Annotated in this window: 10 protein-coding genes; 4 read left to right on the forward strand and 6 right to left on the reverse strand. The window is 57.2% G+C overall.

Annotated features, from left to right (window positions below; all coding sequences use genetic code 11):
* Positions 1–76 precede the first annotated feature (76 nt).
* Positions 77–829, reverse strand: a complete 753-nt coding sequence (locus tag C442_RS05145) for an IclR family transcriptional regulator (RefSeq protein ID WP_049942837.1) — start codon at positions 827–829, stop codon at positions 77–79.
* A gap of 1181 nt (positions 830–2010) precedes the next feature.
* Positions 2011–3141 carry an ABC transporter ATP-binding protein gene (locus tag C442_RS05150; protein WP_008308399.1) on the reverse strand — a complete coding sequence of 377 codons (1131 nt, stop codon included), beginning with the start codon at positions 3139–3141 and terminating at the stop codon, positions 2011–2013.
* Positions 3142–3272: 131 nt separating this feature from the next.
* Here C442_RS05150 and C442_RS05155 point away from each other — a divergent pair, with 131 nt between their 5' ends.
* Both C442_RS05155 and C442_RS05160 read left to right on the forward strand, forming a co-directional pair.
* Positions 3273–4490 (forward strand): aminotransferase class V-fold PLP-dependent enzyme, encoded by a 1218-nt coding sequence (locus C442_RS05155; RefSeq protein WP_049942838.1) that lies wholly within the window; start codon positions 3273–3275, stop codon positions 4488–4490.
* Positions 4491–4534: 44 nt separating this feature from the next.
* Positions 4535–5239 (forward strand): PIG-L deacetylase family protein, encoded by a 705-nt coding sequence (locus C442_RS05160; protein WP_008308403.1) that lies wholly within the window; start codon positions 4535–4537, stop codon positions 5237–5239.
* A 39-nt stretch (positions 5240–5278) separates the two neighbouring features.
* Here the strand turns inward: C442_RS05160 and nagZ are convergent, their stop codons facing one another.
* The 4 genes from nagZ to C442_RS05180 form a co-directional block, all read right to left on the reverse strand.
* On the reverse strand, positions 5279–6850 hold the full coding sequence (gene nagZ, locus C442_RS05165) for a beta-N-acetylhexosaminidase (protein WP_049942839.1): 1572 nt from the start codon (positions 6848–6850) through the stop codon (positions 5279–5281).
* 75 nt (positions 6851–6925) lie between these two features.
* The gene (locus C442_RS05170) at positions 6926–7843 is read right to left on the reverse strand and encodes a carbohydrate ABC transporter permease (RefSeq protein ID WP_008308406.1); all 918 of its coding nucleotides are present in this window, start codon (positions 7841–7843) and stop codon (positions 6926–6928) included.
* A 1-nt stretch (position 7844) separates the two neighbouring features.
* Complete coding sequence (locus tag C442_RS05175; RefSeq protein WP_008308407.1) at positions 7845–8705, reverse strand: carbohydrate ABC transporter permease; 861 nt, start codon at positions 8703–8705, stop codon at positions 7845–7847.
* A 332-nt stretch (positions 8706–9037) separates the two neighbouring features.
* Entirely contained in the window at positions 9038–10405 is a 1368-nt protein-coding gene (locus C442_RS05180; protein WP_049942840.1) for an extracellular solute-binding protein, read from the reverse strand.
* A gap of 243 nt (positions 10406–10648) precedes the next feature.
* On the opposite strand from C442_RS05180, the gene C442_RS05185 reads away from it, so the two are divergent.
* Positions 10649–11656 (forward strand): SIS domain-containing protein, encoded by a 1008-nt coding sequence (locus C442_RS05185; protein ID WP_008308409.1) that lies wholly within the window; start codon positions 10649–10651, stop codon positions 11654–11656.
* 177 nt (positions 11657–11833) lie between these two features.
* A complete protein-coding gene (gene dgoD, locus C442_RS05190) occupies positions 11834–12982 on the forward strand; it encodes a galactonate dehydratase (protein ID WP_008308410.1) in 1149 nt (382 codons plus the stop codon).
* Positions 12983–12997 lie beyond the last annotated feature (15 nt).

Below are 12997 nucleotides of genomic sequence, written 5' to 3' on the forward strand. Positions count from 1 at the left end.
TCAAAGCGTTATTCCGGAGGTATCGAGCGGTTTCACAGGTTTCTTGTCCAGAATGGCGGTGTTCGAGTCAGTAGAACTACTGATACGAGAGATTCACCTGTAGCTCGCCGGAGATTCCACGGATGAGGTCCGTCAGTTCGTTTTCGATGCGTTCCGAGTCCAGCCGGTTCGCTGGTCCCGAGACGCTGATGGCACCGTACGTGTTGCCGGCGTTGTCTACCAGCGGGGCACCGACGCCGGCCACGCCTTCGAGGAACTGGTCGATGCCGTAGGCGACGCCGCGGTCCTGAATCTCGTCGAGTTCTGCTTCGAGTTCCTGCCGATCCCGACCGTCGGGGAGAGGGTAGTCGTAGCTTTCGAGGATTGTCTCCCGCCGGTGTTCCGGCAACACTGAGAGGATTGCCATGCCACCAGCGAGCCTGTACAGTTCGGTGTACTGGCCGATCTGTGAGTTTGTCTGAATCGCCCGACTGCCGAGCGCTTTGGCCAGGAAGACCGCCTTTCCGTTCTCTTCGACGATCCACCACGCTTTCTCGTCGGTTTCGTCGGCTATCTCGTTCAGTTTCGGGGCGACCTCCTGGTACATTTCCTGTCGCTCGCGGACTTTCATCCCGATATCCAGAAACCGCAAGCTCAGCCGATACGCCTTGTTCTGGTCCTGGACGACGTAGCCTCGGCTCTGGAGTGTCGAGAGATGAACGTGGACTGTGCTCTTGGGCATCTCCACTCGCTCTGCCAGCTCAGTGACGCCGAGTGCCTGTTCCGTTTTCAGTGCTTCAATAATGTCCAGCACCCTCCCGGCGGACTCTATCGGGCCTTGTCCTGTCATACGCGTATATTCGGCTAACTGTTTATAAAATTATTCAACAAGATTGAATCATGTGCCCGGGGACTGTGCTATCAGGTGTATTCCCAGTGGCGTCGCGACGACTGAACCATGATATACCTACCCAAAACTCGGCAATCCAGTAACCCTCCTAAATTCCGTCCGTTCCGTTTACGTACCTACTGACCACTGTATTGCCACTGAGAAACGGAGTAAGGCGGCGTCGTCCCGGTATTCTAGTGCCGGCCGATGCAGATGTCGGACGCTGGCACTTTTGCTGTACACCACGCTGTTCAATCAGCTTGAACTCGGCCGCAGCATACGAAATACAAATGAGAACATAGCGAGGATAGCAGCGTTACCGGGACTAGTCCTGTCACAGTCTCCCAGTCCGCTTCGATTCGCCTTGTTCGTGCTCAGCACTCTCCTTGCACAACCGCAATCACTTCTCGTATCGCCTCGATACTGGTCTGCTGCACTCCAACGCCGATACTATCACCTACAGCCGGTAACTCTCAGGCCGACTCTGAAAAAGATAACAGCCGTACGCCTGTTATCTTATGGGCGTATCTCTGCGGTATGCGCGCTCCAGAGTCGCAGTGCAACCATCCGGCCTGCAGTGAGGGTTGTTCACAGGTGTTGAATCTCAGTCAGGGTTACATCTGTCTCTCCGCTACTCTCGACCGCCTATAGTAGCCATTGAAAATCAATGCACACCTGATCGCCCGACGGCAGTTCGATCAGTGTGTACATCGTTTCAATTATTACTATAGTGAGACGTGTAGATAAGCCGACCACTCCGATAATATCTGTACGCCTGTTATCTGAAGGCAACGCAGATGTCGTATTACGAAACACAGCGCCGTTGCGGTCCTGACGCCTCACAACGACAACAGTTCATATCGCAAGTGACTGCGCCTCGCTGGTGACTGCGTGAATACATTTCACATTACGAAACGAACTCCCATACTCGCTCGCAGAGCGGGAATATTGAATACTGAGTAAGCACGTCTCAGATAGTCTCGTCAGCCAGCCCTGCTCTCAGCGCGCTGTTAAAGCGGGTCCGTTCCGCGGTGCTTCCTCCCAGTGGCTCCTTGGGTATTCTCCCGGCCGTCACTACCACTGGGAACCCTTCACGGGTACTCTCAAGCCACATTCTATCGAGCGTTGCGGAATGAGCAAAATCAGGCTGCAACCGGACTCTCTTCGTCGATTTCCGTTTCACTGTTCTTGATCGCAGTGCCGGAGTCTGCATCAAAGAGATGGATGACCTCCTCTGGGAACCGCAATCCGACCGTGACGCCATTCCCGAGGTTTGACCCATCCTCGACGGTGACTGTATACTGCTGCCCGTCGATAGTCACGTACACATGAAACAGGTCCCCAAGTGGCTCGACGACGTCGACGGTCGCGGTAACGGTCTGCTCCGGGCCAGTCGCGGTGCTGAGCTGAATATCTTCGGGCCGGACACCGAGGATGACTTCCTCGTACCCGTCGAGCTGGGCGGTGGTTTCAGCGGACAGCCCGTAGGTAAACTCCTGGTGCACTAGCGACCCGTCCTCGACAGCGGCAGGAATGAAGTTCATCGAGGGCGACCCGATGAACCCGGCGACAAACCGATTGGCTGGACGGTGATAACACTCCAGTGGCGTTCCGACCTGCTGTAACACGCCGTCGTCCAGAATAGCGATACGGTCGCCCATCGTCATTGCCTCCGTCTGGTCGTGAGTAACGTAGATCGTTGTCACGTCGAGTTCGTTCTGGAGGCTCTTTAGTTCGGTCCGCATTTTCGTCCGGAGTTTGGCATCCAGATTGCTCAGTGGCTCGTCCATCAAGAACACCGCTGGGTCCCGAACGATTGCTCTCCCGAGCGCCACCCGCTGTTGCTGGCCCCCAGATAGCTCCTTTGGCGGATCATCAAGCAAGTCCTCGATGCCCATCATCTCGGCTGTCTCGGTTACACGCTGTTCAATCGTTTCTGTATCCAGATCCGTCGTCATCTTCAACCCGAACGACATGTTCTCCTCTGCGGTCATATGTGGATAGAGCGCGTAGTTCTGAAAGACCATCGCGATGTCGCGGTCACGGGGCTCGGTGCCGATAACAGACTCGTCTCCGATCAGAATATCGCCCTCAGTCACCGTCTCAAGCCCGGCGACCATCCGCAAGGTTGTCGATTTTCCACAGCCGGACGGGCCGACCAGTACCAGAAACTCGCCGTCGTTTAGCGACATATTCACCGTATCGACAGCGACAACCTCGTCGCTCCCGTCGGAAAACGTCTTGACAAGGTTATCGAGCTCTAACTGTGCCATGCGATACCTGTTATTGTTCCACAGAGACATATAATAGTTTGTGTTCTTCGATTATAGATGGGAACCTTTCATATACCTGGAGCGGGTTTGAGTTCGTATACGGGACTAGCGGTAGTGAAAAGAGCACAACTATGGTTCCATTCACAACAGAGTCAGAGTCGGTGTATCGTCAGTTGGGTGTCACGCCGGTCGTCAATGCAGCGGGCACAAAAACGCGGATTGGCGGCAGCCTCATTCGAGAGGAAGCCGCGGACGCCATGCGCGCTGCTGCCGACGAATTCGTTCAGCTGAGTGACCTAGAGGCAACGGCTTCCGAACAGATCGCTGAGATCGCCGGGTCGGAAGCCGGATACGTTTCGCCGGGTGCTGAGGCCGGCCTGTTGTTGGCCGCGGCTGCCGCGATCGCGGGGGACGACCCGAAAACTATGTCGGAGTTACCCCATCCGACAGACGCACCAAACGACATCGTGATGCCCCGGACTCACCGGACGGGGTACGACCACGCACTGCGAGCGGCTGGCGCAAACATCGTCGATGTCGGGACAAACGATTACCACCTCGGCACTGGCGCAACAAACGTGGAACCCTGGGAGATCGAAAGCGCCATCGACGAAAACACTGCCGGGGTCGCGTACGTCCAGAAAACATACACACAGCCGGACCTCTCGACGGTCTCGGAGATCGCACACCGACACGATGTCCCCGTGATTGTCGACGCTGCCGCCGAGGTGCCGCCCATTGAGAACCTCTCTCGTTTCGTCGAGCAGGGAGCCGACATGGTGGTGTTCAGCGGTGGCAAAGGAATCCGCGGCCCACAGACGACGGGTATCATCGCCGGCAAACGTCAGTATATCCGTTCAATCGCTGTGCAGCATCAGGATATGCACGTCGACCGCCGGGTCTGGAACCCACCCAGCTCGCTTATCGAGACGGAACGGTTCGATGGGGTCCCCAGACAGGGAATCGGACGGTCGCTCAAGGTCGGTAAGGAGGAACTTGTCGGCCTCATTCGCGCGCTGGAACTGTTCATCGAGGAGGATCAGGAAGCGATTGTCGCCGAGTGGGAGAACCTCGCCGAAAACATGGCGAGCCAGCTCGAGGCAGCGGGCGTGGAGACCACAGTCGTCGCTGGTGGTGAGCAGAGTGTTGCTCCACGGGTCGTTGTGGATATAACTCACTCCCAATCTACCCTCTCGGCAGCCGCGCTGGTGACAGAACTGCAGCGCGAGGACCCGCGCGTGTATGTCGGTGAGGACCGCATCGACGAGGGAGAGATCGTTCTCAACCCAATGTGTCTCGACGAAGACGGTGCTGCGTACGTCGTCGACCGCCTGCTCACACATCTGTAACAGAGAAAAGATATAAATAATAACTTACAATACCATAGCATAGTATGGACGTCCTCGTAGTAGTTGCCCACCCAGACGACGCAGATGTCTTCTGTGGCGGTACGATAGCAAAGCACGCTGAACGCGGTGACGAGGTCAGTATCGTACACATGACTCGGGGAGAGTACGGCGGGCTGCGAACGGACTCACAGGAAGCCGTCGGGAGGGTCCGTGAACAGGAGGCCCGCGACTCGGGGGCGGTGTTAGGCGCCTCGGAAGTCGCGTTCCTCGAGTTCAAAGACGGGCGGATCACTTACTCCCTGGAGAACCGTGTAGAGATGGTGGATGTCATCCGGGAGTACGACCCGGACGTCATCCTCACGCACTACAAAGACGATCTGCATCCAGACCACCGAGCGACGTCACGTTTAGTTACGGACGCGTACTACATGGCTTCGCTCCCCCTCGTTGAGACGGATTTCGAACCCTGTGATCCGGACAACATCTACTACTTCGGCAAGCCGACATCGGAGTTTACACCCTCCATGTTCATCGATATCGATGGGTATCTGGAACAGAAGGTCACGGCGATCAAGAAACACGAGTCACAGGTGGAGTTCCTCGTCGAGCACGGGGGCATCGACGCCGAGTTCGACAACCTCATCGACGGACTTCGCGCCGAGAATCTCGTGTTCGGGAAGCAGGCCGGTGCCCGCAGTGCGGAGGGGTTCGTCCCGCTGCACGAGTCCGCACAGGAGTTTCTCGGATAGGGTCGCCGGCGTTTCACCAGCACTGTCGTTGAAGCTACCTCAGTCGGGAATCGTGACCGGAAGCGTCCCCGTTGGGTCGACCGTCCCTGCCAGTGCTTTCGCCGCTGCCTGAATCGCACCTGGCGAGTAGCCGTACGTCGTCAAAAACGTAGCCGCATCTGGACAGACAGAGAGGTCGTATGGGTTCCGTACGGCAAGGACTGCCAGCCGGTCGTGGTGCGCAATGAGTGTCCGGAGCGTCGCTGCCTGTGACTCGTTTGCCAGGGCATCGTAACTGACAGCGACAATCTGCTCGTTCGCTGCCGCTATCTCGACAGTCTCACCGGTCGCCACGGTCTGTGTCGTGATTTCAAACCCGACCTCGCTGAGCGCAGCAGCGACCATCTCTGGGTCGTATCGCTCGTCCTCGGCGGGCGACCCCCGCGTCCCGGTAAAGCTGACCACATGCAGGTGACGCGACGTATCGAACGGCAATGTCTCGCTGTCGTCCCTGACGAGTGTTACCCCACAGTTTGCGATTTCGGTTGCAAGCTGTTTCGATTCGGTCGCACAGCGATTCCACTCCGGCTCTTCGGCAGTCTCAGATGCACCCATCCGTTGCTGTTTACAACGCCGGATGCGCTGCAGCGACCGGTCGATTCGCTCCTCGGTAAGCCGTCCCGTTCGGACGGCGGCAAGCACGGCCTCAATCGCTGCACGCTGTCGCTCGAGCGTATGTGAAACAGTGACGATATCACACCCAGCCTCGATTGCACGGACAGCCCCTTCGGCGGGACCGACGCCTTCGGCAATCGCATCCATCTCGAGACAGTCCGTGACGAGTAACCCATCAAACCCCAATTGCTTTCGAAGCAGTGCTGTCTGGACTGCCGACGATATCGTCGCTGGCAGTTCGTCGTCACCTGTTATCGCCGGAAAGGCAACGTGTGTGGTCATGATCGCGTCGATACCGCTCTGTATCGCCGCTTCGAACGGTGCGAACTCCACGCGTTCCAGTCGGGATCGCTCGTGGGCGACCACCGGCAGGTCGAGATGTGAATCGACTGCCGTGTCGCCATGACCGGGGAAATGCTTCCCACAGGCCGCGACAGCCACGGACTGGAGGCCCTGGGCCATGGCTGCGCCCAGCGCAGCCACACGCTCGGGGTTTTCACCGAAGGACCTGACGCCGATTACGGGGTTGTCCGGGTTGTTGTTGACGTCGAGGACTGGCGCGAGGTTCAGATTGATTCCGAGGCTCCGTAGCTCCCGTCCGACGGTCACACCTGCTTTCCGAGCCATCGCTTCGTCATCACAGGCCCCAATGAGCATCTGACTCGGCAGTTGCGTGCCCCAGTCGAGGCGTGAGACGACGCCACCCTCTTGATCGGTGGCGACGAACAGTGGGAGGCCAGCGCCGACTGCTGTGGCTTCTGACTGCAACTCCGCCGAGAGGGCTGCCACCTGCGCGGGCGACGTAATATTTCGGGTGAAATAAATGATGTTGCCGAGGTTGTACTCACGAATCAGTTCCCGTATCCCATCAGTCGGTTCGGTGCCGTCAAAGCCAGCCATGAATAACTGGCCGACTTTCTGTGCTAATGGCATACTCGCCACCGTCTGAGTCTGCATATGACAACATCCGACGTGCTGGGGATATAAAACTACGTTTGGAATCGCGAACCGCCACAAAACTGGAGCCGAAGATTACTGCTTGACACTCCCGGACGTCAGCCCGGAAACGATCTGCCGCTGGAACACGACGAAGATTGCGAGCAGTGGGACAGCGGCGAGCGTCGAGGCAGCCATCATCTGGCCCCACATCGTCTGATCCTGCTGCTGGAAGTTCTGAATCCCAATGGAGAACGGCGTGACGTTGTCGGTCGCCAGGACCGACGCGAAAAGCACCTCGTTAAACGCGAGCAGGAACACGAACATCCCAGTCGCGGCCAGGCCCGGTGCTGCAAGCGGCATGACGACGCGGAACAGGGCCTGTGTCCGCGTACAGCCGTCGATCCGCGCGGCTTCCTCCAGCGCGGTCGGTATCGTGTCGAAGTACCCACGAAGCATCCAGATGGTGAACGGGACGGTAAACGTCGTATAGAGGAATATCATTCCATGGTACGTGTCTTTCATCGGCACGTTCGCCGACTGGTCCATGACGATGAACAACAGAAACATCGGGATGAGGATGAGTACTCCGGGGATCATCTGCGTTGCGAGTGCCCCCATCTCGAACTTCTCCTTGCCGGGGAACTCATATCGCGACAACGAGTAGGCAGCCAGTCCACCGATGAACAGCGAGAGGACCGTTGTCACACTCGAAATGATCAGGCTGTTAACGTAGTAGTCGACGAGCGGGAACCGCTGGAACATCAGGAAGTAGTTCTGGACATAGGGGTCCGCCGGAATTATGTCGAGCCCGAGCTGCAGCACTTCATCACGGGTTTTGAACGACGTCGTGAACATCATCCAGACGGGGAATATCGCGAATATGAGAACGAGGATGAGCACGGAGCGCCAGAGTAGTTGGTACACGAGCTCTTTGCCGTCGGCAGTCAGTCGCATTTCGTCGGGCACCACCGTACTTTCTGACCCAACGGCAGCCATGAGCGAACTGAGCATCTCAGATAGCACCTCCGTCGTAGCTAGACGCCACAACGCGCTTGTAATAGACGTATGCGATGGTCATAGAGAACAGGAACAGCATCGCGCTGAGCGCGGACCCGATCCCGTACGCACTCTGTTTGAAGCCAAAGGAGTAGATGAGCAACATCAGGACGTTCCCCGATTCGCTCGGTGACCCGCCCAGCAAAATATACGGGACGGGGAAGTTGATGAAGGTCCAGAGGATCAACAGCAGTAGAATGACGGCAGAGACGGGCTTCAACTGTGGCAGCGTCACGTACCGCAGTTTCCCCCATCGGCCGGCCCCGTCTATCTCTGCAGCCTCGTACAACTGCTCCGGTACCGACTGCAGTCCGGCGTACAACATGATCGCCGCATACGGGAAGTTCCGCCAGACGTTCGCGATGATTATCGCGTACAGCGAGTTCGGGCCCAGAAGCCAGAACAGGGACCCCTCGATGAGTCCCGCCTGCCGGAGTAACGCGTTGATGACTCCAGTATCGCTCCGGAACATCATCCGCCAGGTGAGAAGCGTGACGACAACCGGTGTCACGTACGGAATCAGAATCACGGTCCTCGCGACAAGCTTCCCTCGGAATTGCTTATCGAGGGTGAGTGCGGTGACGAGCCCGAGAACGTACGTCCCTACGACCGAGCCAACCGTGTACAGAATGGTGACTTTGAGCGAGTTCCAGAACTGTGCGCCATAGATCGTATCCTTCTGGAAGACCTTCGCGAAGTGGTCAAGCCCGACGAACGTCTCTGGGCGGAACCAGTCAGTGTATCTGAGCGACGGGAACTCGTAGAAACTCATAACGAACCCGAGGATGACTGGAATCCCGTGGACGAGAAGCATCATTGCCAGAGCCGGGGCAATGAGCTTGAGCCCGAAGCGCTGGCTTGCAGGTAACGAGCTAACGTATGGGATATGAACCGCTGGGAGTCGACGTCTGACTCGCTGGTACGCGGACAGGAGCATACACAATCGATTATTATGCAATGTATTTAATCGTTCTGCACGACGTAGAGTGACACGGTCCCGACACAAAGCTATAGTAGCCGTTGAAAATCAATGCACACCTGATCGCACGATGGCAGTGCGATCAGTGTGTAAATCGTTTCAATTGTTACTATAGTAGCTATTCGACGGGACAAGCACAGACCCACACTCCAACGATCTGTTTCCGGAGTTTATCCCTGAAGCGCGTTCTCTGCCTGCATCGCAGCCTGTTGGAGTGCCTTCTCGGTATCGCCTTCGGACCAGGAGTCCGTTGCTGCCTTCGTGAGTACCTTCGTGACAGCCCCCTTGATCGCTCCGGAGACATCACCCCAGCCCACGACTTGCGGCGCTGTCTTGGCGTTTGTGTTGTTCAGAACGTCTTCACTGAAGGACTGATACAGCTCACCCTGGAAGGCGTCTTGCTCGAAGCTACTCTTGATCGTCGGCAAGAAGCCAGAGCCCTTCGCGAGTTCTGCGTTGACCTCGGGCTGCATCAGATACTCGATGAAGGTCGCGGCTTCGCTCTTCTTCTTCGTCCAGGGATGGATGCCCATGAGGTTCACTCCGAAGAAGGTCGACGACTCTCCCCGGGGACCGGCCGGCGGCTTGCCGACGCCGAGTTCGGCGTCGATATCGTTTGCTACCCTGAGCCCCTGCCACGTCGAGGCTATCCGTTTGCTGCTAAACGCGTTGTTCCGTGCAACGCCGTTCCACTCGACTGAGGCCTGTGGGGACGCTTTGTGCGTCGTCGACAGGTCCTTGTAGAAATTCAGCGCCTCCACCGCCGCGTCGCTGTCGAATGTCGGCTTGGACCCGGCGATCACGCTCCCGCCGTTTTGCCAGATGAGCATCATATAGTACTGGACGACTGCCCAGTTGTTCGCCCCAGGAATGCCGAACAGGTATCTCGTGTTGTAGCCTTCCTGTTCCCACTTTTCGGCCTGCGTGTTGTACTTCGACGCATCATTCGCGAGTTCGTCCCAGGTCGACGGAGGGCCGTCGATACCGGCTTCCTCGAACAGCGATTTATAATAAATGTGCCCGCGGGGTCCCCAGAACCAGGGGAACCCAGCCCGGACACCGTCGAATTTGCCGATCTGAAGCGGCGAATCATAGATATTCTCTGTCGGCATCGAGACGCCGGCTTCTTCGAGGTCCATCCAGCCGTCGGAATTGACCTGTTGTGGCATCCACGTCGATGCGATCTCTTCGACGTCCGGACCGGTCCGAGTGGAGATACTGTTGTTTTGCTTCTTCCGAGCGACGCCCCAGCCCATCGTCTCGAAATCCACGCTGATCCCGTGTTCTTTCTTCAGTATGGGATTGTGCTTCTCGTAGAACGTCTCAATGTGGTCATTGACGAAGTGACGGACAGTGAGTGTCGTTATATCGTTCGATTGCTCCCCGGTGCTCGCGCCGGAGTCGCCATCCCCGCCGTCCCCGTCGGAACTCTCTGAACTTTCGTTGCCGCCACAGCCCGCGAGCAGCGTGACCGTTGCCGCTCCGGCGCTTTTGATGAAGCGACGTCGCTTGCCACTCCGCAAACTACTGTCTGACATATGCTATCACCAACGACCCATGTAGTATATATAATTAATTGTTTGGGATATTCTTCGCAACAGATCCTACAGCCTATCACAAATACCTATCGTATGGTTTTATTATCCACTGCCATCAATCAGTAATCTAAGTGATCGCAGAGCGAGTCCGATCAGTCAGACAGTCGCTGGCTGACCGGAGCGTCTCTGCCGGCGTTGTCGTTGAAACAACTGACCACGGTGCCGCCCCTTGAACACCAAAACATGACTACACACGCAGTCTACGACGAGATCCGAACCGGTATCGATCGACTGAATCATTTCGAACTGAGTACGCACGACCTTTCCGAGCCACGCGAGCGTATTGCACACGCTGACCGAGTCCACTTCATCGGCTGTGGGTCCTCGTACTGGACCGGCGTGATCGGTCAGTATGCGTCTTTCCAGAGCGGCATCGATGCAACGGCGCACGCCGCGTCAGAATACCTGTTCGCCGGTCCGCCGATTACTGAGGAAACGGTTGTCGTCGCCTACTCCCAGTCCGGCGAGACGTCTGAAACCGTTACAGCCGCTCGACGAGCAAAAGAGGGGGGTGCGGTCGTTATCGGTGTTACAAACAGTGACGATTCGACGCTGGGGTCAGTAGCGGACGAGGTCCTCGTCACGCCGGCGGGGACCGAGAAGGCAGTCCTCGCTACCAAAACAGTCGATGCCGCGCTGATACTGACGTTCTCGTTGCTCGAAAGCAAATACAGTGAGTACACACCGAGCGAACTGCAACGCACATGCCGGAACGTCATCGATCAGGACTTTCAGGCAGCCGTCGCCGTCCTCGCGGAGGCCAAGACACTCTACACTCTCGGACAGGGGATCGAATATGGACTTGCAGGCGAGGCGGCGACGAAGTTCGGCGAGGGTGCACTGTTGCATACGACAGCGCTCCCGACACCGGAAATCAGCCACGGTCCCATCGCAAACGCTGCCGGTGAGCCGGCACTCGTCATTGCGACCCGAGAATCGAAGTCGTCGTTGACCAGCGAGGTCGTTTCAAAGCTACGCGACGCCGGAGTGACCACAATTGTCCTGCGGCGGCCGACGAACGACTACGGTGGAGACATCTCAATCGAACTCCCGTCCCAATCGCCAGACCACCCCATAGTCCCGTTGAAGATTCTGCAATCGCTCACGTACAAGACGGCCGTGAAGAAGGGATACGATCCGGACGATCCACCGGAACTCTCGAAACATATCGAGTGGAGTGCGCTGGGATAGCGGGCTACACCAGCAACCCTAGCGAATGGCACGTATCGATCTGGAGTCCTGTCGATAGCTGCCAGCGGGACGAACGCCACGATACACAGCCGCACAACCGATATTAATCCCGGCGGGCGCTGGATTATGCAGATTATATCATGAAGGTTAATCACACTCCGGATACGATGCGGCAGTATGCAAATCACCGGATACGAACTGTTCGAAATCCCTCCCCGCTGGGTCTTCCTGAAACTAGAAACCAACACCGGAGTTCTGGGGTGGGGTGAGCCCGTCATCGAGGGGAGAGCGAAAACAGTTCGAGCGGCGGTCGAGGAGATGCTGGACCAGTATCTCATCGGGAAGGACCCGTTTAGAATCGAGGATCACTGGCAAGCGCTGTACCGTGGCGGGTTCTATCGCGGCGGACCGATCCTGATGTCTGCAATCGCTGGTATCAATCAGGCGCTCTGGGATATCAAGGGAAAACACTTCGGTGCACCTGTGTACGAACTGCTGGGTGGCAAAAGCCGCGATAAGGTCAGAGTGTACAAATGGATAGGCGGTGACCGGCCTGAGGATGTCGCTGCAGAAGCGACGCGGTTAGCCGAGGCTGGCTACACCGCACTCAAAATGGATGCGACGAATCAGACCCGATTCATCGAAACAAAGGCGTCGCTCGACGAGATCACAGAACGGATTCAGCACGTTCGAACAGCAGTCGACGACCGAGTGGATATCGGGATCGATTTCAGAGGCCGAGTATCAAAATCGATGGCCAAGACCCTCACCAACCGCCTCGAATCCGTCGAACCGATGTTCATCGAAGAGCCGGTGCTTCCCGAGAACATCGAACACCTTCCGAACATCGCGGCCCAGACACGCGCACCAATCGCAGCGGGTGAGCGACTGTATTCGAGATGGGATTACAAAGACCTCCTCAAAACGGGGGCGATTGACGTGATTCAGCCCGATGTCTCTCATGCAGGCGGTATTTCAGAGATGGTCAAACTGGCTAACATGGCGGAGTCACACGACGTCGCCATTGCACCGAACTGCCCACTGGGTCCAATTGCGCTGGCTGCGTCGATCCAGGTCGATACGGTCGTTCCGAACCTGTTAGTCCAGGATCAGGGGTTCGACGTACACTCTGAGACGACCAGTCCCGCACACGACCTGCTGAATTCGAACCCGTTTGCGTTCGACGACGGCTACCTGAAGACGCTGGACGGCCCGGGACTGGGTATCGACGTAGCGCTAGACGTCGTTCGGGAGAAGGCAGAAGCCGATCTCGACTGGCACAACCCGATATGGCGGCACGAGGACGGCAGCGTCGCCGACTGGTAACGATTGTTTCATAAT

The organism is Haloarcula amylolytica JCM 13557, assembly GCF_000336615.1.
GTDB lineage: Archaea > Halobacteriota > Halobacteria > Halobacteriales > Haloarculaceae > Haloarcula > Haloarcula amylolytica.

Bases quoted from the DNA above. Each gene is read 5' to 3' on its own strand.
- C442_RS05145 (WP_049942837.1), bottom strand. From the start codon at position 829: ATGACAGGACAAGGCCCGATAGAGTCCGCCGGGAGGGTGCTGGACATT.
- C442_RS05150 (WP_008308399.1), bottom strand. From the start codon at position 3,141: ATGGCACAGTTAGAGCTCGATAACCTTGTCAAGACGTTTTCCGACGGG.
- C442_RS05155 (WP_049942838.1), top strand. From the start codon at position 3,273: ATGGTTCCATTCACAACAGAGTCAGAGTCGGTGTATCGTCAGTTGGGT.
- C442_RS05160 (WP_008308403.1), top strand. From the start codon at position 4,535: ATGGACGTCCTCGTAGTAGTTGCCCACCCAGACGACGCAGATGTCTTC.
- nagZ (WP_049942839.1), bottom strand. From the start codon at position 6,850: ATGCAGACTCAGACGGTGGCGAGTATGCCATTAGCACAGAAAGTCGGC.
- C442_RS05170 (WP_008308406.1), bottom strand. From the start codon at position 7,843: ATGCTCAGTTCGCTCATGGCTGCCGTTGGGTCAGAAAGTACGGTGGTG.
- C442_RS05175 (WP_008308407.1), bottom strand. From the start codon at position 8,705: ATGATGCTTCTCGTCCACGGGATTCCAGTCATCCTCGGGTTCGTTATG.
- C442_RS05180 (WP_049942840.1), bottom strand. From the start codon at position 10,405: ATGTCAGACAGTAGTTTGCGGAGTGGCAAGCGACGTCGCTTCATCAAA.
- C442_RS05185 (WP_008308409.1), top strand. From the start codon at position 10,649: ATGACTACACACGCAGTCTACGACGAGATCCGAACCGGTATCGATCGA.
- dgoD (WP_008308410.1), top strand. From the start codon at position 11,834: ATGCAAATCACCGGATACGAACTGTTCGAAATCCCTCCCCGCTGGGTC.